This window comes from Sinorhizobium sp. Y406, assembly GCF_058732025.1.
Window position 1 is genome coordinate 2,295,961 of sequence record NZ_CM178974.1, and the last position, 21,323, is coordinate 2,317,283.

Genomic DNA, 21,323 nt, shown 5'->3' on the forward strand with positions numbered 1-21,323 from the left:
AGCATTGTGCTTTCCCTGCCGAATTTCACTCCTCCGGCTCGCTGGTGAACAGGAGCGGGAAACCCGCCTCCTTGCCGAGGTCGGTCGCCTCCTTCGCCTTCGTTTCGGCGATGTCCCGGGCACAGATCACAACCACGGAGGTACCGAGCTTGTGCGCGGTCATCATCACCCGGTAGCCGGTCTCCTCGCTCATGCGGAAAACCGCCTTCAGCACCATCACGACGAATTCGCGCGGCGTGTAGTCGTCATTGACGAGTATGACCTTGTAGAGCCTCGGCCGCTCGAGCTTCGGCTTCGTCCTGGTTTTGCGTCTTACGACAACATCCTTGTCACTCATCGGAACACCCGTTGATGACATGGGAAGACAGCGACTTCGCAGTCCCACTATTGCGCGCCGGGCAAGGGCATTCAAGCCTGCAGCGCCGCGCCATTTATCAGATGCGCAAACCTCGCTGCAGCAATCGGCGTCCATTTGGCGAGATTTGGTCTTAGCTGGCGCCTGCATGCGCGAAGGCTTGACCGCTCGGCTCCTTTATCCCATAGCCACGCCCAAGAAATTCGAAAACGACAGGTTTCAGCCATGGGCTTCAAATGCGGTATCGTCGGGCTGCCGAATGTCGGCAAGTCGACACTCTTCAATGCGCTCACCAAGACGGCGGCGGCACAGGCGGCGAATTACCCGTTCTGCACGATCGAGCCGAACACCGGCGAAGTGGCCGTGCCGGACCCGCGCATGCGCAGGCTTGCCGATATCGCCAAGTCGAAGGAGATCATCCCAACCCGCATCTCCTTCGTCGACATCGCCGGCCTCGTGCGCGGCGCCTCCAAGGGTGAGGGTCTCGGCAACCAGTTTCTCGCCAATATCCGCGAAGTCGATGCGATCGTGCATGTGCTGCGCTGCTTCGAGGACGATGACATCACCCATGTCGAGGGCCGCATCCATCCGGTCGAGGACGCCGAGACCATCGAGACCGAGCTGATGCTCGCCGATCTCGAGAGCCTCGAGCGGCGCACCGAACAGACGCGCAAGCGGGCGACCGGCAAGGACAAGGAGTCGATGGCGCAGCTTCCGATCATGGAGGCCTCGCTGAAGCTGCTGCAGGAAGGCAAGCCGGTGCGGACGCTGTCGGCGAAGCTTGCCGCCGACGAACTGCGCATCCTGCAGGGCCTGAACCTTCTCACATCCCATCCGGTCCTCTATGTCTGCAATGTCGCCGAAAGCGACGCCGCCACGGGCAACGAGCACACCCGCGCCGTCGAAGCAATGGCCAAGGCTCAGGGAGCCGAAACGGTCGTCATCTCGGCTGCGATTGAATCCGAGGTGGCGCAATTGCCCGAGGAGGAAGCCAGGGAATTTCTCTCCGCCCTCGGTCTCGAAGAGGCCGGCCTGGACCGGCTGATCCGTGCTGGCTACAGGCTGCTCGATCTCATCACCTATTTCACTGTCGGCCCGAAGGAAACGCGCGCCTGGACGATTCCGCGCGGCACCAAGGCGCCGCAGGCGGCCGGCGTCATCCACTCGGATTTCGAGCGCGGCTTCATCCGCGCCAACACGATCGCCTATGACGATTTCATCGCATTCGGCGGCGAAACCGGTGCCAAGGAGGCCGGCAAGGCGCGCGACGAAGGCAAGGAATACGTCGTCCAGGACGGCGACGTCATTCACTTCCGCTTCAACACCTGACATGCGATGAACACCGAGCCAGCGATGCTCTATTTCGAGGATTTCACGCCGGGGCGGCGCTTCGGCTACCGGCCGAAGGCCGTCCGGCCTGCCGACATCGTCGCCTTTGCCAGCGACTTCGATCCTCAGCCGATGCATCTCGACGAGGAGGCCGGCCGACGCAGCATTCTCGGCGGCCTATCCGCTTCCGGCTGGCACACGAGTGCCATCGGCATGCGCATGATGATCGATGCCTTTCTCGGGCGTTCCGCCTCGCAAGGCTCACCCGGCATCGATTTCATGGACTGGAAAAAGCCGGTTTTGGCCGGCGACGTGCTCTCGGGCTTCAGCCTGGTCATGGAATCGCGCCCATCGACGTCTCGGCCCGGCATCGGGTTCGTGAAGTTCCGCAACGAGCTCACCAACCAAAGTGGCGAAACGGTTGCGGTCTCGGAAGGCTCGATCATGTTCCGCCGCCGTGACAGAGGCATGCGACCATGATAACGCTGGAGCAGCTTTACGCCGCCGGCCGCAGGGTGGTAATCGGCAACCTGACGTTTGCGGCAGAAGATGTCGTCCAATTCGCCCGTGACTTCGATCCGCAGCCGTTCCATCTGGACGAGGAGCAGGCCAGGCATTCGCTTTTCGGCGGCCTCTGCGCCTCCGGCTGGCACACCAGCGCCGGATGGATGAAGTGCTTCGTGCGGTTCTGGGAGGACGAGGCCCGGCGGCTTGCAGCCGAGGGACTCTGCGCGCCGAGGCTCGGCCCTTCGCCCGGCTTCCGCGATCTCAAATGGCTGAAGCCGGTCTATGCCGGCGATACGGTGACCTACGCAGTCACCCTGCTCGAGGCTCGTGCCCTTGCATCGCGCCCCGGCTGGAAGATCAACACACTCCTCTGCGAAGGCGAGAACCAACATGGCGAAGCCGTGATCCGCTTCGAAAGCAAGGTCATCGAATTTACGTGAGGCGGGTAAGCGCCTTCCGCTCAGTGCCCTTCGAAGGAGACCAGCGTACGGACGTCGACGCCCAGCGCCTCGAGTTTCCTGCGCCCGCCGAGTTCCGGCAGATCGATGACGAAGCAGGCGGCAACGATCTCCGCGCCCATCTGAAGCAAGAGCTTGGCGGCGCCTTCGGCGGTTCCGCCGGTGGCGATCAGGTCGTCGACAAGGATTACCTTTTCGCCCGGCACGATTGCATCCTTGTGCATCTCTATCTCGTCGACGCCGTATTCGAGGCTATAGGCGATCCGGACCGTCTCGTGCGGCAGCTTCCCCTTCTTGCGGATCGGCACGAAGCCGGCGGACAGCTGATGCGCGATCGCGCCGCCTAGAATGAAGCCGCGCGCCTCGATGCCGGCGATCTTGTCGATCTTGGTGCCGGCATAGGGATGAACGAGTTCGTCGATCGCGCGACGGAACGTCTTCGGATTGCCGAGCAACGTGGTTATGTCGCGGAACATGATGCCGGGCTTCGGATAGTCCGGAATGCTCCGAATGGCAGAAATCAGTTCCGATTGAACAACGGTCATGCTGGAGAAAGCCTTTGCGCGTTTGAAAGTGTCGCAGCCATAGCATCAACAAAGCGCGGACTTACAGGATTTTCTTCGGCTCGGGCCAGACTTGCGCGGCTTCGCGGGTCTCGGCGCGGGTCTTAATACCCGCCCGCCAGCATCTTCCGGACGAGGGCTGGACAACACGCAAGCCCTGCCCCCAACCCGCATCGATCCACTCAAACCCCACAGGATTTGGCCGAACGCCGGAGTTGATGTTAGGCTTGTCGCCGGGTTGCGGCCGGTCGCGGCGCTGCCCATTTGCAGAGCGAAACACAGCGGGATGAGGGTGTCGGCGGAACTTTCCGCTTGCATCCCGCTTCGACTTCCTGGAGCGAGGCCGGCACTTCGGCGCACCCGCGGCCACGGCCAAAGAGAAGGAGGAACACCATGCGCTTATTCGAATGCGGTACGCTCGTCCCCGGTTGCGATTGGCACACCCGCGCGGACAATGATGCGGAGATCGTACGCCGGGTCGTCGAGCATATGCGCGAAACCCATGGAGAAACGGTCATCCGCGAAAACATGGTCGACAACATCAAGGCGCGCATCGTCGACGAGCCACAGGCTGCGTGACGCCGGACGCCACTTGCAGCGCTGCGCGTCTCATCAGACGCGCAAACGTCGCTGTAGCTTTGAATTGCTGCATGTCTCGTCCTGAAATCGAGGTCGATCGAAGGAGACATGCAGGAGCGTTAGCGCGCCTGCACCAGGGACTCGAGCCGGGCGACGAGCGTTGCCCGGTCGACGCTGAAATTGCGCTCGATCCAGAAATTCTCGAGTTGCGAAAGAAGCGTTCCGACCTGCGGCCCCGGCGCCACGCCGGCCTTCAGGACGTCGGCTCCAGTCAGTGGAAAGGCCGGTCTCCGCCATTTTTCCGCACGTGCCAGCAGCCGCTGAAACGCGGCCGTCTCGGCCAGAAAGGCCGGATCGGTCTCGGCCTTGCGGCGGGCGGAGGCAAGTGAAAGCTTCAGGCGCGCGATCGTCCCCTCGGCGTCGTGGCGGTAAAGCGCGCGATCAAGGGCCGCATCCGGCAGGGCGGCGGCGATCTCCGGCGCCTCGGCGAACCGGACGAGATAGGCCGCTTCCGCCTTTGAGAGACGCAGGCGCGACGCCATTGCCGCAATCCGTTCGGAATCGGGTGGAATCATCGCGGCAAGCCTCAAAAGCGGATCAGGCGCCCAGGAGAAGGTCTTTTCCGCGGTAATCAGGGCCGGGATAGCGTCGATGCCCCATTTTTCGGTCTCCGGCAGAACCTCGCCGAGCACGCCCGCCTGGCGCATCCAGAGAAGCGCGCGGCCGGGATCCGCGGCTGACAGCAGCTTCTTCATCTCGGTCCAGACCCGTTCGGCGGAAAGCGTCGCAAGCTTCGCGCGGGCCTGCGCGCAGGCCCTGAGGCCCTCCGCGTCGGGCCGGCCGCTGCCAAAGTGGGCGAAGAACCGGAAGAACCGCAAGATGCGCAGATAATCTTCGGCGACACGTTCGGCGGCATTACCGATGAAACGCAGCGTCCGGCTTTCAATATCGGCTAGGCCACCGACATAGTCGAAGATCTCACCTTCGCTGTTTGCATAGAGTGCGTTGATGGTGAAGTCGCGGCGCGCCGCATCCTCTTTCCATCCCGATCCGAAGGCGACTTCGGCGCGCCGGCCGTCGGTCGCAAGGTCCTCGCGCAAAGTCGTCACCTCGTAGGGCACGCCGTCGACGACGAGCGTGACGGTGCCGTGGTCGATCCCCGTTGCGACCACCTTGATGCCGGCGGTCTTCGCCCGCTCCGCAACGTCTTCTGGGTGCCAGGTGGTCGCGAGATCGACATCGCCACCTGGCAGGCCAAGAAGGGCGTTCCGCACCGCGCCCCCCACGACCCGTGCTTCTCCGCCGTCAACGTTCAAGAGCGCGAAGACCCGGCGCAGCGCCGGTGCCTGAAACCAGGGCTCAGCGGCAATGGAGGTCATGCGTAAAGCCTTTCATAGAGCATGCGGACAATGCCTGCGGTGATGCCCCAGATGTTTCGTTCACCATAGGGCATGCGGTAGAAATGCCGCTCGGCACCATCCCAATGGCGACTTCCCCGCCCATGGTTCTTCGGGTCCATTAGAAACGAGAGCGGCACCTGGAACACGCTTTCGACTTCCACCGGATTGAGGACGAGCTCGAATCCCGGCTGCACCACGGCGAGAACCGGCGTGATACGGAAGCCGGAAAGCGCCATGTAATGCGGCAGACGGCCGACGGGATCGACGAAGCGCGGATCGAGCCCGATCTCCTCTTCGGCCTCGCGCACCGCCGCCATCTCGACAGACGGATCCTCAGGATCGACGGCGCCGCCGGGAAAGGCGACCTGCCCGGAATGCTTGCGCAGCGTCGAGGTCCGTTGGGTAAAGATCACGCTGGCATCCTCCCCGTCGTCGACGACCGGTACAAGGACGGCCGCGTCTTTCAGATTCAAGGTCTCGAGGTAAGGCACGATGCCGGGATTGAGCAGGAAATCCCCATGATCGCGCCAGGAAGTCTCAACCGGACCACCCGTCTGCTTTCGCGCGCGGCGACGAAACTCCTCGGCGGAAAAGAGCGGACGACTCATCGGGACAGTGCTTCCAGTTCCGCCGCCGGCATGATCGGGAAGACGGCCCCGCCCGACCGCACGCAGAACATCTCGGTCCCGCCGATCTGAGCCTTCTCTCCGAGCTCTACAAGATCGTACATGACCGGCCGGGAAACGAGCGCCTCCAAACGGCCGCGCACATGCAGATAAGGTTTCAGCTCGCTATTCTCACCATGGATGACGAAGCGCAGCGGATGGTCCGGACCTGCCTCGACCACATCGCCGACATTGGTGCGGAAGGTCAGCACGCTTGCTCCATTCCGTGCGGTCACACTCATCTCAACCGCTAGGAATGGGGCATCGGCAACACGGATGCCAACCTTTTCCACCGGCGTGACGAGATAGGTCCTGCCGTCCTCGTCCTTGCGCAGCACGGTCGAAAACAGTCGGACGAGCGGCTGGCGGCCGATCGGCGTTCCCATGTAGAACCAGGTTCCGTCGCCGCGGATTTCCATGTCGATGTCGCCGCAAAAGGGCGGGTTCCAACGTTCCACCGGAGGCAGTCCCTTCGCTTCTCCGCCGGTCTGACCGGCAGCGCGAGCGATCAGTGCGGCAAGGCCCGCCGCGTCACTCGTCTGCTGAATCTTCGGCTCTGCCATCGTTCTGTCCCGATTGGCCTCGATCTTTTCCCTGAAGCACTGTGCGTCCGACAAGGTTTTCGGACGTTAGGCGCTCCGTGGCTCACGAGATAGTGCGTCTGCGGCGGCTTGTCAGCCGCCCGCCAGAGTCTAAATTGAAAAACTGGACCGAAGGTTCGAAGGACCGCGATTCGGTTCCGAACGTATGCGTGGGGAGACAGGCGATGAGTGTGATGAAGGGTGCGACGGAGCTCGCCGACGAGAAGGCGATCGTCGCCGCCGCGGAGGCCGCCCTCGGCGAAATCGCGCACATCCGCGCTGAGGTCGGCAAGGTCATCTTCGGCCAGGAAAGCGTCGTCGAGCAGACGCTGCTCGCGGTGCTGTCGGGCGGCCATGCGCTGCTCGTGGGCGTGCCGGGTCTCGCCAAGACCAAGCTCGTCGCGACGCTCGGAACGGTGCTCGGCCTCGACAACAGCCGGATTCAGTTCACCCCCGACTTGATGCCCTCGGACATCCTGGGCTCGGAGGTGATGGATCAGGACCAGGCCGGCCATCGCTCGTTCCGTTTCATTCCCGGACCAATCTTCACGCAGCTTCTGATGGCGGACGAGATCAACCGCGCCTCACCGCGCACCCAGTCGGCGCTGCTGCAGGCGATGCAGGAATATCACATCACCATTGCCGGCGCGCGCAAGGACCTGCCGCAGCCTTTCCATGTGCTGGCAACACAGAATCCGCTTGAGCAGGAAGGCACCTATCCCCTCCCCGAGGCGCAACTCGATCGCTTTCTGATGCAGGTCGATGTGGGATATCCGGAACTCGCCGCCGAAAGGCAGATCCTGTTGGAGACCACCGGCGTGTCGGAGGCGGAAGCTCGCCCCGTCATCAACGCCGCACGTCTCCAGCAACTCCAGTCGCTGATCCGCCAGATGCCGGTGGGCGAGAAAGTGGTCGACGCGATCCTCTCGCTCGTCCGTTCTGCCCGCCCGGGAAACGGCAATGCGACGACGGACAAGAATGTCGCCTGGGGACCCGGGCCGCGCGCCGGGCAGGCGCTTATGCTTTGCGCCCGCGCACGCGCTCTCTACGACGGCCGACTGGCTCCTTCCATCGACGATATACTCGCCCTTGCCGAACCCGTGCTGCAGCATCGTATGGCGCTGACCTTCGCCGCGCGCGCCGAGGGCATGACGGTACGCGACGTCATCGGCGATCTGGTGAAGCGAGCCAAGGGATAACGCATGGCCGCGATCGGGCAGATAGTCGCGCGTACGCCTTCCGGCGAGGTTCTGTCGCGCGCCCAGCAACGCGCGATGCTCGTCCCCGATTGCCTCGTCGAGGCGCGCCGGATTGCCAACACGGTGATTTCCGGCTGGCACGGCCGGCGCAAGCGCGGCATCGGCGAGAATTTCTGGCAATTCCGCCCCTATAGCCTGGGCGAAAGCATGTCGCGCATCGACTGGCGCCGCTCCGCCCGCGACGACCACACCTATGTGCGTGACCGCGAATGGGAAGCCGCGCACACGATATGGCTCTGGGCCGATCTCTCGCCGTCGATGATGTACAAGTCCACGCTCGGCCAGGTCTCGAAGGAAAGCCGCGCGCTGGTTCTGATGCTGGCGCTCGCCGAAATTCTCGCCCGCTCCGGCGAGCGGATCGGCTGTCCGGGTGTCATGGAGCCCGTTTCCGCCCGCAACGCCGCCGAACGGCTCGCAACCGCGATCATGCTGAGCCCGCTCGCCGAGGGCCTTCCGGAGACGGGGATGATCCGCGGCATGAGCGATCTGGTGCTGATCGGCGATTTTCTGGACCCGGCGGACGCGGTGATGGAGCGGCTCGGCCCCGTTGCGCGTCGCGGCCTGCGCGGTCATGTGGTCGAAATCGCCGACCCGGCCGAAGAGGTCTTCCCCTATGCCGGGCGCACCGAGTTCACCGATCCCGAAACCGGCGAGAAGCTGACGGCCGGCCGCGCCGAAATCCTGCGGGAAGACTACCAGCGCGCCTATCGCGCACGCCGCGACAGCCTGGGCGACGGGCTGCGGCATCTCGGTTGGACATTCATTCCGCACCGGACCGATAGACCGGCGTCCGAGGCGCTGGTCGCCGTGCATATGTATCTTTCCGGAATGCCTTCCCGCGCGACCCATGGAGGGCTCCTATGATCGGCGGCCTCTCCCTCGCCTTCGCCAATCCGATGATATTGTCGGCGCTTCTGGCCCTGCCCATCATCTGGTGGCTGTTGCGCATGACGCCCCCACGCCCCGCAGCCGAGGTGTTTCCTCCGCTGCGCGTCCTTGCCTCGGTGATCAAGCGCGAGGAGACGCCGTCGAAGAGCCCCTGGTGGCTGACGCTCATCAGAATGCTGATGGCCGCCGCCGTCATCCTGGCAATCGCCAATCCGGTGTTCAACCCGCGCAGCAACACGCTCGCCTCCTCCGGTCCGCTTCTATTGTTGATCGACAACAGCTGGGCGACCGCGCCGGATTGGGAGCGCCGGGTCGAAGTCGCCTCGGCACTGATCGACGACGCGGAGGCAAGGGACGTGGCCGTGTCGATCGTGCTCACCGGCGACCGGCAGCACGATGCCACTCCGGGATCGGCAGCCGCCGCGCGCACCCGGTTGGCGGCCGCCGCGCCCGCGCCGCTCCCGGCAAACCGGCGATCGGCTCTTGCGGCGCTCGATACAGCCTTTACCGATACCGCGCCTGGTACCGCGGCCTTCATCACCGACGGCATCGAAACAGGTGACACCCAGACCATGCAGGCGCTTGCCGAACTCGGCGCGGCGGACGTCCGGGTGATCGAGGCGGACGGCGCCCAGGCGGTGGCGATCACCGACACGATGAACGAGTCGAGTGGCATGTCGGTGACGGCAACGCGCCTGAAGACGGACGCGAACCGTTCCCTTCCGCTTGTCGCCTATGACAGCCGCGGCCGTGCGATCGCCGACGGCTCGATCGATTTTGCCTCCGGCGAAGGGGTCGCGAAGGGAACGATCGAAGCGCCGTTCGAACTGCGGAACGACTTTGCCCGCATCGGCATCGAAGGCGCGGGCACGGCCGGCGCGATGCACCTGCTCGACGACGGGTTCCGCCGGCGCCGGGTGGCGCTGTTGAGCGGAGAGGCGCGCGACCGGTCGCAGCCGCTCCTTTCGCCGCTCTATTATATCGATCGCGCGCTTGCCCCCTATGCCGATCTCATTGAGCCGCGTGAGACCGATCTCGCCATCGCCATTCCCGAGCTCCTCGATCAGCGCCCATCGGTCTTGATCATGGCCGACATCGGCCGCTTGCCGGAAGAGACCTATCCGCTGATGACGAAATGGATCGAGAATGGCGGGACGCTCATCCGCTTTGCTGGCCCCAGGCTTGCCGCAGCCCCGGCAGATGATCCGCTTGTTCCGGTGACGCTGCGGCAAGGCGAGCGGGCGCTCGGCGGCGCCTTGTCCTGGTCGGAGCCACAGCCGCTCACCGATTATCCGGCCAACGGCCCCTTTGCCGGCATGGCGCGACCGACAGACATCCTCGTCAAGCGCCAGGTCCTCGCGGAACCGACGGCCGATCTGGTGGAGCGGACCTGGGCGAGCCTCGCGGACGGCACGCCGCTGGTCACCACCGCGGTCCGCGGTTTGGGCCGCATCATCCTGTTCCATGTCAGCGCGGAGGCCACCTGGTCGAACCTGCCAATTTCCGGCGATTTCGTGGAAATGCTCCGCCGCAGCGTCCAGCTTTCACGCAGCGGCGGCGTTACCGGCGAGACCAAGGCCGTCAAGGCACAGGCGCTCGCACCTTATCGCCTTCTGAACGCCGATGGCGTGCTGGTCGCCGAAACCGGCACTGCCCGCCCGCTCGAAGTGCGGCCCGGCAGGGAACCGGTCGCGACACCGGACAACCCGCCCGGCCTTTACGGCTCGGAGGACGGCTTTACGGCACTGAATCTCCTGCCGCGCGACGCGGAACTGAAGCGCATCGACATGACCACCGCCGGCCCCTACGCCTCGGAACGGCTCGTCCAGGCGGAAAGCTGGTCGCTGAAGCCGGCGCTGCTGACGCTCGCCCTCGTGCTGCTGCTGGCCGACGCCGTGATCGTCCTGTTCATGGGGGGTGCCTTCTCACGCATCCGCTCGGCGCGCTCGGCGGCGGCACTCATTTGCCTCATCGCCGGGGCTGCCCTTCTGCTTCCGCCGCAGGCTTTCGCGGACGACATACGCCCGGGCGACGATCGCATTCTCGAGCGGCTGGATACCACCCATCTCGCCTATGTCGTCACCGGCGAGGACGAGGTGGACCGGCTGTCGGAGAGCGGGCTCAGGGGGCTCACCAGTTTCCTGACCTACCGCACGACGCTCGAGCCCGGCGCTCCCGTCGGCCTCGACATCATGAGCGACGAGCTCAGCCTCTACCCGATCATCTATTGGCCGATCTCGGCAACAGCCCCGATGCCAAGTCCACAGGCCGTGAGCCGGATCGACGCCTATATGCGCGCTGGCGGTACCGTGCTCTTCGACACCCGCGACCAGTTCTCCTCGCTCGGCGCCTCGTCGAGCGGCACGAGCCCGAACACGGAGCGGCTGCAGGCGATCCTCGGCAATCTCGACATTCCGCCGCTGGAGCCTGTTCCGACGGATCACGTTCTGACCAAGGCGTTTTATCTGCTGACGAATTTCCCGGGCCGCTATAACGGCAGTCCGCTCTGGATCGAAGCGCAACTGGACAACCGCGAGGAGGAAAGCAACCGCCCGGCCCGGCCCGGCGACGGCGTGACGCCGATCATGATTACCGGCAATGATTTTGCCGGCGCCTGGGCCATAGACGCGAACGGCGCCGCGCTCTTGCCGACGGTGCCGCCGGACGAGATGCAGCGCGAGTATTCCTTCCGCTCCGGCGTCAACATCATGATGTATATGCTGACGGGCAACTACAAGGCCGACCAAGTGCATGTTCCTGCTCTGCTCGAGCGGCTCGGGCAGTGAGACCGCGATGACCATCGACTTTTCGCCACTCCTCCCCTGGCCCTACCTGACGGCGCTGATCCTGGCGGCCATTGTCCTGGCCGCCTTCGGTATCTGGCAGCGCGTTCGCGGCGCTTTCCTGCGTACGGCCGCGCTCGCGGCCTTCTGCCTTGCGCTTGCTAATCCCGTGCTGTTCCAAGAGAAGCGCGAACCGCTTTCGACTATCGTTGCCGTCGTTGTCGATCGCAGCCAGAGCCAGGAGAATGCCGACAGGCGTGAACAGACCGACAAGGCGCTGGCCGGACTCCAGGAGCGCCTCGCCCGCTTTCCGCAAATCGAAACGCGCATCGTGGAAGCGGCGGATTCCAGGGACAACGACGCGCCCTCGACAAGGCTTTTCGACGCGCTGGCAACGGCATTGGCCGACGTGCCGCCCGCGCGCGTCGGCGGCGCCATCTTCATCACGGACGGCCAGGTGCACGATGTGCCGGATGTGAGCCAGACGCTCGGATTCAACGCGCCGCTGCACGGTCTGATCACCGGAAGACCCGATGAATTCGACCGGCGCATCGAGATCGTCAGCGCGCCTCGCTTCGGCATCGTCGGCGAGCAGCAGAACCTCACCTTCCGCGTCGTCGATGACGGTACCGCCCCCCGGGGCAGCGCCGAAGTAACGATCCGCCTCAACGGCAACGAAATCGCGATCGAGCACGCCGAGCCCGGCACGGAGGTGCCGTTCAGCTTTACCGTGCCGCGCGGCGGCAACAATATTCTCGAATTCGCGGTCAATCCGATCGCCGGGGAAGTAACGGAGGCGAACAACCGCGCCGTTCACGTGATCGACGGCATTCGCGAGAACCTACGGGTGCTTCTCGTTTCCGGCGAGCCGCATGCCGGCGAGCGCGCCTGGCGCAACCTGTTGAAATCCGACGCGGCCGTGGATCTCGTCCACTTCACCATTCTCCGGCCGCCCGAAAAGCAGGACGGCACGCCAATCAACGAGCTGTCGCTGATCGCCTTCCCGACACGCGAGCTCTTCGTCGACAAGATCAGCGAATTCGACCTCATCATCTTCGATCGTTATCAACATCGCGGCGTGCTGCCGATCCTCTACTATGACAACATCGCGCAATATGTGCAGAACGGCGGCGCCCTGCTGATCGCGGCCGGCCCGGAACATGCCGGCGACGATTCGATCGCGGCGACGCCGCTGTCGGCCGTCCTTCCCGCAAACCCGACCGGGGTCGTCAACGAAAAGGCCTTCTTCCCGCGCCTTTCCGAGGAGGGCAGGAAGCATCCGGTGACCAGGGGCCTCGAAGGTGCGGACAGCGAGCCTCCTGCCTGGGGGCGCTGGTTCCGCACGGTCGATGTCGACAGGCCGCTCGGTCAGACGGTGATGGAGGCCGCGGACAGCCGGCCATTGCTGGTGCTCAACCGCGTCGGCAAGGGCCGCGTCGCCATGTTGCTCTCCGACCAGGGCTGGCTCTGGGCCCGCAATTTCGAAGGTGGCGGCCCGCATATTTCGCTCTACCGCCGCACCGCCCACTGGCTGATGCAGGAGCCGGCCCTCGAAGAGGAGGCGCTGACCGCGCGTGCTTCGGGTCGGACGCTGGAAATCACCCGGCAGACGATCGAGGGCGATCCGGGCCAGGCAACGCTTACCTATCCCTCCGGCCGCTCGGCGGAGGTCACGCTGACGGAACGGGAGCCGGGCCTGTACAAGGCGGAGGTCAGCACCGACGAGATCGGGCTCTTCGAAGTTGCCAATGACGAGCTGACGACGCTCGTGCATGTCGGCAATGTCAATGCACCGGAGTTCAAGGCGGCGATTTCGACGGAGGAAAAGCTGGAACCCTGGGCCGAGAAAACCAAGGGAACCCTCCGCCGCCTGGCAAATGCCGACGGCCCGGTCGACCTTCCTTCGATCCTGCCTGTTCGAGGTGCCGTGCGGGCGGTCGACGACCAGCGCCTGTCGCTGAAGATGACCGACGAGACGGTGCTCAAGGGCGTCAATTCCCTGTCGCTGTTCTCCGGACTGCTCGGTCTGGCGGCACTGCTCTTCATCATCTCGGCCACCTGGTATCGCGAAGGGCGGTGAACGGGGCTTGCGTTTATCGCTTTGCGCGCGGCGCCGCACCTTGCTGCAAAGTCGCCCGGCCGACGTGCCTGGTGTTCCCCGCAATGCTTGTGCGCGGATCGTTGGCTCAGGGCAGCCCAGGCCGAGGATGACTGACGAAGGAGGAGTTTGCAGCCCGGTCAGGCGATCACGCCGCGACTTCCCGCGAGGCGCCGATGGCGCCCTCGGACTCAATGCCGTCGTCACGCCAGGCGATCACACCGTGCAGCCGTGTGTAAACATCCGTAGCGATCGGCACGACCAGCACCCGGGCCGGATCGACCGGCCCCGGGAACTCAAGAGCGCCGTAACGCACCTTCTCGAAGCCGAGCGGCTGGTAATAGGGTGGATCGCCGACGAGGATCACCGCCTCTGAGCCCTTCCGCCGCGCCGCCTCGACGGCGATGCGTACGAGCTCCCGGCCGATGCCCTTGTTCTTGTACGACGGCCGGACCGCAAGAGGCCCGAGTAGATGCCCCCGCACGGATCCGGCGGTCACCGCCGTCATCCTGACCGACGCGATCGTTTCGCCATTGTCTGTGCAGATGAACGAAAGCGACCGATCATGTGGTCCCTGCTCACGGATCCGCGCAGCAGCACGGGTAAACCGGCCGGGACCAAAGGCTTCTTCATTGATGATTTCGATGGCTGCGTCGTGGGACGCGTCTTCAGTCAGATAGACGAGATCGTGCTTTTTCATGGATGTCGAAAACCGGCATGCGAACGGACAGAATGCAGTGGCTCACCCCAAAGGGCGTTGGCGGCATCAGCGTCGTCGCAGGTTTCCCGACTGGATCATGGGTATCAGTCATTTCCGAAAGTGAAAAAGCGTTCCGTTGCCGATAGCAGAAATTTGCCGCCTGTCAAAGCCGAAAACGCACTGTTCGAGATTCGACCCCTATCTCCTGCTCCGTCGCGCGCTATTTTGAACGACAGCAGGATCAGGAATGGAGATCTGTAATGGGCAGGCTGGTGGACGGCGTCTGGCAGGACGTCTGGTACGATACCGTCGAGACGAACGGTCGCTTCAAGCGCAGTGTATCGCAGTTCCGCAACTGGATCACCGCCGACGGCTCGCCCGGACCCTCCGGCGAAAGTGGCTTCAAGGCCGAGGCCGGTCGCTACCACCTCTACGTATCGCTCGCCTGCCCTTGGGCGCACCGAACACTGGTATTCCGCAAGTTGAAAATGCTGGAGGAGATGATCTCGCTCTCCGTCGTCGACCCGCTGATGCTCAGCAATGGCTGGGAGTTCAAGCTGGAGAACGGCGGCACGGTCGACCACCTCTTCGATTCACGCTTCCTCTGGCAGGTCTATGTTCGCGCCGACAGCAATTACACGGGCCGTGTCACCGTGCCGGTCCTTTGGGACAAAGAAAGAGAAACGATCGTCTCCAACGAGTCGGCCGAAATCATCCGCATGTTCAATTCGGCTTTCGACGGCCTCACTGGCACGACCCTGGACTTTTATCCCCAGGCGCTCCGGACCGAGATCGACGCCCTCAATGCGCGCGTCTATGACGCGGTCAATAACGGTGTCTACAAGTCAGGCTTCGCCACGACGCAGGAAGCCTATGAGGAGAGCGTCACCGCACTTTTCGCAATGCTCGACGAGTTGGAAGATCGCCTCGGCTCACGGCGCTATCTCTTCGGCGATCGCACGACCGAGGCCGACTGGCGCCTGTTCACGACATTGGTCCGCTTCGATCCGGTCTATGTCGGCCATTTCAAATGCAACATCCGCCGCATCGCCGATTATCCCCATCTTTCGGGTTACCTGCGCGACCTCTACCAAATAGAGGGGGTCGCGGCGACGGTCGACCTGAGCCACATCAAGCAGCATTACTATCGCAGCCATAGGATGATCAATCCAACCGGCATCGTGCCGGTCGGGCCGGAGTTCGACCTCGCGGCTCCGCACAGGCGGGATCGCCTGTAAATCGACGTGAGGAAAGCCGTGCGCCCTTTGGTGTTACCAGAACGAATCCAGCGCTGCGATTCCGGCCAGTTCTTCAAGCCGGCGGCGGGTCGAGGGTGTCGTCTCCTCCGGCAAGGCGTCGAGGGTGAAAAACCCCGCGGCAGCGATTTCAAGGTCCGCACGCTTCGGCCGCTCCTGGCGGACACCCTCACAGCGGAAGAAGATAACGTGATCGCGCCGGCTGGTGCTGCGGTTGTAATAGACCTGTACAAGTGTCGGCGGCCTCGTGAGTTCGAGATTGCCCTCTTCCCCCAATTCGCGGACCAGCCCCTCGACCGCGGTTTCGTCGCGATCGAGGCCGCCGCCGGGAAAGTGCCAGCCTGGCAAGTAGGAGTGCCTGACCAGAAACACCCGCCCCTCTTCGTCGAAGCAGGCCGCCCTCACCCCGAGCGTCATGCCGCGCGAGAATGCGAAATAGACATGGGCGAACCGGGTCAGAAGGCGGAGCCGCCAGCTCTGCATGTCGCTACTCCTTATGATCGATAAAGGCGACAGCCGCGCTGTAGAGGTTCGGGATAATTCTTTCAAATGATTTCCCTGATCCCGAATATGCGCTAGACGGGGGGTAATGTTCAAACTCGCGCATATTTCCGACGTTCACCTCGGGCCGTTGCCGGAGCTTACCCTGCGCGAACTCGCCTCGAAAAGAATCACCGGCTTCGTCAACTGGCACAGAAACCGAGCGCGCCACCTTTTCCCCGGCACGCTCGCGTGCCTGATGGAGGACATGGAGAGCCGCCGACCGGATCATCTGGCGATCACCGGCGATCTCGTGAATCTCGCCTCCTCGCTTGAGATCAAGGCGGTGACCGAATGGCTCGCGGAAGCCGGCGATCCCAAAGACGTCTCCGTCGTGCCTGGCAACCACGACGCCTATGTGCCGGGCGCCTACGAGCGGATGTCCCGTGCCTGGTATCCTTATATGCGCGGCGACGTCGGTCCAACCGGATGGGCGAAGGAGCATTCCTGCTTCCCCTATATGCGCGTGCGCGGCCAGGTCGCGCTCATCGGCTGCTCGACGGCCGTCGCCACGCCCCCCTTCGCGGCAAGCGGCTATTTCGGGCCGCATCAGGCGCGCGCCACGGTCAATCTGCTGCGCGCGGCCGGCGAGGCCGGGCTCTTCCGGGTCATCATGATCCATCATCCGCCGATCCGCGGCGCAACCTCGATGCACAAGCGCATGATCGGCATCCGCCGTTTCGCCGCGACGATTTCGTCCGGTGGAGTGGAACTGGTGTTGCATGGCCACACCCATCTCAACACGGTTCATTGGCTGAAGGGACATGCAGGGCCGGTGCCGGTGGTCGGAATCTCATCGGCCTCCCAGGCGCCGGGCGGCAGCAAGCCCGTCGCCGCCTACAATCTCTTCACGATCGCAGGTGCGCCTGACAAATGGCAGGTGACGCGCGAGCGCTTCGCGCTCAATGCCGACGCGACCGCTACCACCCTTGCCGAAACGACGCATTTTTATGGCCAGCCTGTCGAATAAACGGCGAGTCTTGCGCGTCTTATTCGCGTTCGGTTCGGATCAGCCAGCCGCCGGGGGATGTCCGGTTCGGCTGGGTCACCGATCACCGATCTTCACAGGAGACAGGCATGACGAACCGCAAAATCATTCTCTTCGCCTCCGCAGTCTTGACGGCCTCGGTAGCGAGCCACGCGGCGATGGCCGTCGGCGATGACACCAGCGAGCCGCCGAAGAAGACCAAGACGACCACCCAATGCACGAACGGCAAGGTCTGGGACGCCAAGCAGAACAAATGCGTCGAAGCGAAGAAGAGCAGCCTCGATGACGATATATTGTTCGATGCGGCGCGCGAACTCGCCTATGCCGGCCAATACGAGAATGCCATCAAGGTTCTCGGCGCCATGAAGGAGCAGCACAGCGCCCGCGTCTTCAACTATCTCGGCTATGCCAACCGTAAGGCCGGCCGTATGGAACTCGGCATGCAATATTACAAGCGCGCTCTTCAGGCGGACGGAAATTACATCCTTGCCCGCTCCTATATGGGGCAGGCGCTGGTCGAGCAGGGCCGGATCGAGGAAGCGAAATTGCAGCTCGTCGAGATTCGCGATCGCGGCGGCGAAAACACCTGGGCCTACAGGGCATTGCTGCAATCGCTCGGAGGTCTCCGCCACTACTGAAGCGCGTGGCTGCGCGCCTTTCCTCGGACAGGTAACCCGCTGTCGGAGGCGCAGAGCGGCTATTGGATGGGTCCGAAGCGCAAAAACCTCTTTGCGTTCCGGCTCTTCCCTTGCAGACTTCGGATCGTGTTTCATATCATGGGCCGTGGGTTCGCGTGGCGAGCAGGCCCCCGATCCGGCATGTCTCATTGGAAGAGTAATGCGCCAAGCGGTTGAGATGAAGGACTTCAGACGGGATTTGGTCAGCCTGCTGCCCAAATTGCGTCGCTTCGCGATGACGCTGACACGCGACGTCAATGATGCCGACGACCTTCTTCAGGAGGTCTGCGAGCGCGCGATCACGCGCAGCCATCTTTGGAACGGAGAGGGTCGGCTGGCGAGCTGGGTCTACGCCATGACCCGCAATCTTTGGGTCGACGAGATCCGCAAGCGCAAGGTCCGCAGCGGGGGCGACATGACCGATTTTCTGGGTTCTGCCGAACTCAACGTCGAAGCGACCGCCGAGAAGGCGGTCTATGTCAATCAGTTGCATAGGATGATCCTCTCCATGCCGGAGGGATTGGCAAGCGTGTTCCTGCTGGTAAACGTCGAAGGCTACAGCTACCGGGAAGCGGCGGACATACTCGCGATCCCCGTCGGTACGGTCATGAGCAGATTGTCGACGGCGCGCCTCAGGCTTGCGGCAATGCTGTCCGAAGATGCGGAAAGGAGGGCATGAGCGTTGCAGGAGACGAAAGGACTCGCGCTCGAAGTGCGGCTCTCGGCCTATATCGACGGCGAGATCGGCGAAGCGGAGAAGACGGAGCTCGATAGCTTGCTGGCGCAGGACGACGACGCGAGGGCTCTGCTTGAGCGCCTGAAAGCAGGCAGCACCTTCGGCAACAGGGCCTTCGAGGATTTCCTCCACGATCCCGTGCCTCTGGCTCTGGTCCGCCAGATCAAGCAAGGCCCCGGGATCACGCCGCGTTTCGAGCGGGTCGCAACGGCGAACCTTCCGAAAAGAAGCCTGCGCATCTGGCCGCGCCTTGCCGTCGCCGCCGTTGCGCTGTTCTTCCTCGGCAGCGTCGGCGGTTTCATTCTTGGCAGTGCCGGCAACATCGTCGATCCCGCCCCCGAGGCGGCCGATCGCTCGTGGATCGGCGAGGTCGCAGAGTATCACGCCATCTATTCGCGCCAGAAAAAGCACCTTGTCGAGGTACCGGCCTCGCAGGCAGCAGAGATCCAAAGCTGGCTCTCCTCAAGCGTCGGCGTTGCCTTCCGCATCCCCGATCTCACGCGCAAGGGACTGACCTTCGAAGGTGCCCGCTTGCTTGTCGCCAACGGCAGACCCGTCGCCCAACTGATGTACCGCGATCGCGAAAGCGAAATCGTCGCCATCTGTTTCCTGAAGAACGGCGGCGGCGGGAAACCGGATCAATTCAGAGAGACGATCCGCGGCGATCTAAGCCTCGTCTCCTGGCAGCGAAACAACGCTTCCTTCGTCGTGGTGGGACCGTCATCGGATGCCGGCCTGCAGGATCTCGCCCAGATGGTGGCGGCGGCCATATGACGGGGCAGTCCCCCTCTGAACAGAGGGGGACTGCCCCGGAAGGCTACTTCCCCATCGTCTCCAGCACGCGGTTGGCGGCCGAAACGATCGCTTCGAGCGAGGCGGCGACGATATTGGTGTTGACGCCGACGCCGAACAGCGTGCCCCCCGGATATTCGACTTCCACATAGGCGATCGCCGCGGCGTTCGAGCCGTGCTGCAGCGAGTGTTCGGAATAGTCTGCCACCGAGAGCTCGATGCCGAGATAGATCGACAGGGCATTGATGAAGCCGTCGATCGGGCCCGTGCCCTTGCCCTCGATCCGCCTGGCCTCGCCCCTGTCGGTGATCTCGGCGGCAACGACGCGCAGTCCCTTGTGTTCGCTCACCGGATAGGTGTGGTGATCGATGAATTTGAGCCGCGCGCCGGGCTGCTCCACGTAACCTTCTATGAAGCGCTGATGGATCCGCTTCGACGGCAGTTCCTTGCCCTCCTCGTCGGTAATGCGCTGGATGTCCTCGCGGAACTCTATCTGGAGTTTCCGCGGCAGATTGATGCCATAGTCCTCCTGCAGGATATAGGCGATGCCGCCCTTGCCCGACTGCGAGTTGATGCGGATGATGGCCTCGTAGCTGCGCCCGACGTCGCGCGGGTCGATCGGTAGATAGGGCACTTCCCAGAGCGTCTTGTTTGCCTGCTTCAGCGCCTTCATGCCCTTGTTGATGGCGTCCTGGTGCGAACCGGAGAAGGCGGTGTAGACCAGCTCGCCGACGTAAGGGTGGCGTTCCGGAATGACCATCTGGTTGGAATATTCGTAGACTTCCTTGATGCGCTCGATATCCGAGCAGTCGAGCTTCGGATCGACGCCCTGTGTGAACATGTTGAGCGCCAGCGTCACCACGTCGACATTGCCGGTGCGCTCGCCATTGCCGAAAAGCGTACCCTCGACGCGATCCGCGCCGGCCATCAGGCCGAGCTCGGTGGCGGCGATACCGGTGCCGCGATCGTTGTGCGGATGCAGGGAGATGATCAGGTTCTCTCGGTTGTCGAGATTGCGGCACATCCATTCGATCTGGTCGGCATAGATGTTCGGCGTCGCCATTTCGACCGTCGACGGCAGATTGATGATGAGCTTGTTGTCCGGCGTCGGCCCGATGATCTCGGTGACGGCGTTGCAGATCTCCAGCGCCACTTCGAGTTCCGTACCGGTGAAGCTCTCAGGCGAATATTGGAAGCGGTAGCCGCCTCCCGCCTTTGCCGCCATGTCGGTGATCATCTTGGCGGCATCGGTGGCGATCTGCTTGATGCCGGAGACGTCCCTGGCGAAGACGACGCGACGCTGCAGCTCGCTTGTCGAATTATAAAAGTGGACGATCGGATTGCGGGCGCCCTCGAGCGCCTCGAAAGTGCGCGTGATCAGCTCCGGCCGGCACTGCACCAGCACCTGCAGCGACACGTCCTCCGGCACATTACCTTCCTCGACACACCAGCGGGCGAAGTCGAAATCCGTCTGTGAGGCGGAAGGGAAGCCGATCTCGATCTCCTTGAAGCCCATGTCCAGGAGCAGGTGGAACATCCGCGCCTTGCGGTCGTGCCCCATCGGATCGACGAGCGCCTGGTTGCCGTCGCGCAGGTCGACCGAACACCAGATCGGCGCCTTGGCGATCGTCTTGGATGGCCAGGTGCGGTCCGGCAGCGCCACCTGCGGATAGGGCTGATATTTCAACGCGGCCTCGGGCATGCCTTGCTTGACGGGATGCGATTTCAAGATCATGTGCAGCTTCTCTTCGTCACTGGAGCGTCGCTTGCCGCATGCAATAGCCGATCGCCGGAATTATTGCGATGGCTGATGCTCGCCGGAGCGCGCCTGTTTTAACTGTTGTTTGCAGCTTGGGATTTCGAGGAGCGATCCGCCGGCAAGGCTTTTCGGCCGCCGGGCGCTCCTCACCGGACCCGGCAACCGCGCGTAAGGCCGAGAAGAAGAAGAAGCGAGGCGAAGGCGCGCACGGAAGCGCGATTGTTATCGCGTCCGGAGAAGATCGCTGCGATCCTGTGTGCTTTCGCCTGGGTCATGCAAGTGCCTATACACGGGCCGACGCTGTGGGGCAAGAGGAGAAGCAGATTGCGTGCCGTACTGAATGTAAGTCTTGGCTGGTTCAGACCTAGCCCTCTCCCCGCCGGCGCGGCGAGGGACTTGGAGGATGCCGC

21 protein-coding genes are annotated in these 21,323 nt (G+C 63.5%); 13 read left to right on the plus strand and 8 right to left on the minus strand.

What is annotated here, in order from left to right:
- Positions 1–25: 25 nt before the first annotated feature.
- The gene (clpS, locus tag AC4P1R_RS11020; RefSeq protein WP_069458023.1) at positions 26–337 is read right to left on the minus strand and encodes an ATP-dependent Clp protease adapter ClpS; all 312 of its coding nucleotides are present in this window, start codon (positions 335–337) and stop codon (positions 26–28) included.
- Between the two features lie 243 nt (positions 338–580).
- On the opposite strand from clpS, the gene ychF reads away from it, so the two are divergent.
- From ychF to AC4P1R_RS11035, 3 genes are read left to right on the plus strand one after another with little or no spacing between them, the layout of a single operon-like run.
- Positions 581–1,684, plus strand: a complete 1,104-nt coding sequence (ychF, locus tag AC4P1R_RS11025; protein WP_069458024.1) for a redox-regulated ATPase YchF — start codon at positions 581–583, stop codon at positions 1,682–1,684.
- A 24-nt stretch (positions 1,685–1,708) separates the two neighbouring features.
- Positions 1,709–2,164 (plus strand): MaoC family dehydratase, encoded by a 456-nt coding sequence (locus AC4P1R_RS11030; protein ID WP_273360674.1) that lies wholly within the window; start codon positions 1,709–1,711, stop codon positions 2,162–2,164.
- Positions 2,161–2,631 carry a MaoC family dehydratase gene (locus tag AC4P1R_RS11035; protein ID WP_083265293.1) on the plus strand — a complete coding sequence of 157 codons (471 nt, stop codon included), beginning with the start codon at positions 2,161–2,163 and terminating at the stop codon, positions 2,629–2,631. Before AC4P1R_RS11030 ends, AC4P1R_RS11035 begins: the two co-directional genes overlap by 4 nt.
- A gap of 20 nt (positions 2,632–2,651) precedes the next feature.
- Here the strand turns inward: AC4P1R_RS11035 and AC4P1R_RS11040 are convergent, their stop codons facing one another.
- Positions 2,652–3,194: an adenine phosphoribosyltransferase gene (locus AC4P1R_RS11040; RefSeq protein ID WP_492176920.1), complete on the minus strand. Its 543-nt coding sequence runs from the start codon at positions 3,192–3,194 to the stop codon at positions 2,652–2,654.
- 411 nt (positions 3,195–3,605) lie between these two features.
- Here AC4P1R_RS11040 and AC4P1R_RS11045 point away from each other — a divergent pair, with 411 nt between their 5' ends.
- The gene (locus tag AC4P1R_RS11045) at positions 3,606–3,791 is read left to right on the plus strand and encodes a DUF1059 domain-containing protein (RefSeq protein ID WP_069458027.1); all 186 of its coding nucleotides are present in this window, start codon (positions 3,606–3,608) and stop codon (positions 3,789–3,791) included.
- Between the two features lie 119 nt (positions 3,792–3,910).
- Here AC4P1R_RS11045 and AC4P1R_RS11050 read toward each other — a convergent pair whose 3' ends face one another.
- Genes AC4P1R_RS11050 through AC4P1R_RS11060 form a run of 3 tightly spaced genes read right to left on the minus strand, consistent with a single transcriptional unit; the run spans position 3,911 to position 6,419 of the window.
- Complete coding sequence (locus AC4P1R_RS11050; RefSeq protein ID WP_069458028.1) at positions 3,911–5,170, minus strand: CCA tRNA nucleotidyltransferase; 1,260 nt, start codon at positions 5,168–5,170, stop codon at positions 3,911–3,913.
- Positions 5,167–5,799 carry a CoA pyrophosphatase gene (locus tag AC4P1R_RS11055; protein ID WP_069458029.1) on the minus strand — a complete coding sequence of 211 codons (633 nt, stop codon included), beginning with the start codon at positions 5,797–5,799 and terminating at the stop codon, positions 5,167–5,169. Before AC4P1R_RS11055 ends, AC4P1R_RS11050 begins: the two co-directional genes overlap by 4 nt.
- Positions 5,796–6,419, minus strand: coding sequence for a DUF1285 domain-containing protein (locus AC4P1R_RS11060; RefSeq protein WP_069458030.1), 624 nt, complete (start codon positions 6,417–6,419; stop codon positions 5,796–5,798). The genes AC4P1R_RS11055 and AC4P1R_RS11060 overlap by 4 nt, the downstream gene beginning before the upstream one ends.
- A gap of 203 nt (positions 6,420–6,622) precedes the next feature.
- Here AC4P1R_RS11060 and AC4P1R_RS11065 point away from each other — a divergent pair, with 203 nt between their 5' ends.
- The 4 genes from AC4P1R_RS11065 to AC4P1R_RS11080 are packed head-to-tail and all read left to right on the plus strand — an operon-like array spanning position 6,623 to position 13,447.
- Entirely contained in the window at positions 6,623–7,636 is a 1,014-nt protein-coding gene (locus AC4P1R_RS11065; RefSeq protein WP_069458031.1) for an AAA family ATPase, read from the plus strand.
- 3 nt (positions 7,637–7,639) lie between these two features.
- Positions 7,640–8,560, plus strand: a complete 921-nt coding sequence (locus tag AC4P1R_RS11070) for a DUF58 domain-containing protein (protein ID WP_069458032.1) — start codon at positions 7,640–7,642, stop codon at positions 8,558–8,560.
- Positions 8,557–11,370: a DUF4159 domain-containing protein gene (locus tag AC4P1R_RS11075; protein WP_492176921.1), complete on the plus strand. Its 2,814-nt coding sequence runs from the start codon at positions 8,557–8,559 to the stop codon at positions 11,368–11,370. The genes AC4P1R_RS11070 and AC4P1R_RS11075 overlap by 4 nt, the downstream gene beginning before the upstream one ends.
- 7 nt (positions 11,371–11,377) lie before the next feature.
- Positions 11,378–13,447, plus strand: a complete 2,070-nt coding sequence (locus AC4P1R_RS11080; RefSeq protein WP_069458202.1) for a hypothetical protein — start codon at positions 11,378–11,380, stop codon at positions 13,445–13,447.
- Between the two features lie 166 nt (positions 13,448–13,613).
- Here the strand turns inward: AC4P1R_RS11080 and AC4P1R_RS11085 are convergent, their stop codons facing one another.
- Complete coding sequence (locus AC4P1R_RS11085) at positions 13,614–14,165, minus strand: GNAT family N-acetyltransferase (protein WP_492176922.1); 552 nt, start codon at positions 14,163–14,165, stop codon at positions 13,614–13,616.
- A 260-nt stretch (positions 14,166–14,425) separates the two neighbouring features.
- On the opposite strand from AC4P1R_RS11085, the gene AC4P1R_RS11090 reads away from it, so the two are divergent.
- A complete protein-coding gene (locus AC4P1R_RS11090; protein ID WP_492176923.1) occupies positions 14,426–15,403 on the plus strand; it encodes a glutathione S-transferase family protein in 978 nt (325 codons plus the stop codon).
- A gap of 33 nt (positions 15,404–15,436) precedes the next feature.
- Here AC4P1R_RS11090 and AC4P1R_RS11095 read toward each other — a convergent pair whose 3' ends face one another.
- Complete coding sequence (locus AC4P1R_RS11095; protein ID WP_069458036.1) at positions 15,437–15,904, minus strand: NUDIX domain-containing protein; 468 nt, start codon at positions 15,902–15,904, stop codon at positions 15,437–15,439.
- Between the two features lie 106 nt (positions 15,905–16,010).
- On the opposite strand from AC4P1R_RS11095, the gene AC4P1R_RS11100 reads away from it, so the two are divergent.
- From AC4P1R_RS11100 to AC4P1R_RS11115, 4 genes are all read left to right on the plus strand, one after another.
- Positions 16,011–16,931, plus strand: a complete 921-nt coding sequence (locus AC4P1R_RS11100) for a metallophosphoesterase family protein (protein ID WP_069458037.1) — start codon at positions 16,011–16,013, stop codon at positions 16,929–16,931.
- 107 nt (positions 16,932–17,038) lie between these two features.
- Complete coding sequence (locus AC4P1R_RS11105) at positions 17,039–17,587, plus strand: tetratricopeptide repeat protein (protein WP_069458038.1); 549 nt, start codon at positions 17,039–17,041, stop codon at positions 17,585–17,587.
- Between the two features lie 199 nt (positions 17,588–17,786).
- On the plus strand, positions 17,787–18,305 hold the full coding sequence (locus tag AC4P1R_RS11110) for an RNA polymerase sigma factor (protein WP_069458039.1): 519 nt from the start codon (positions 17,787–17,789) through the stop codon (positions 18,303–18,305).
- Positions 18,306–18,308: 3 nt separating this feature from the next.
- Positions 18,309–19,136, plus strand: a complete 828-nt coding sequence (locus AC4P1R_RS11115; protein WP_069458040.1) for an anti-sigma factor family protein — start codon at positions 18,309–18,311, stop codon at positions 19,134–19,136.
- Positions 19,137–19,179: 43 nt separating this feature from the next.
- On the opposite strand, the gene leuA is transcribed toward AC4P1R_RS11115, so the two are convergent.
- Positions 19,180–20,889, minus strand: a complete 1,710-nt coding sequence (gene leuA / locus AC4P1R_RS11120; protein ID WP_492176924.1) for a 2-isopropylmalate synthase — start codon at positions 20,887–20,889, stop codon at positions 19,180–19,182.
- Between the last annotated feature and the right edge of the window lie 434 nt (positions 20,890–21,323).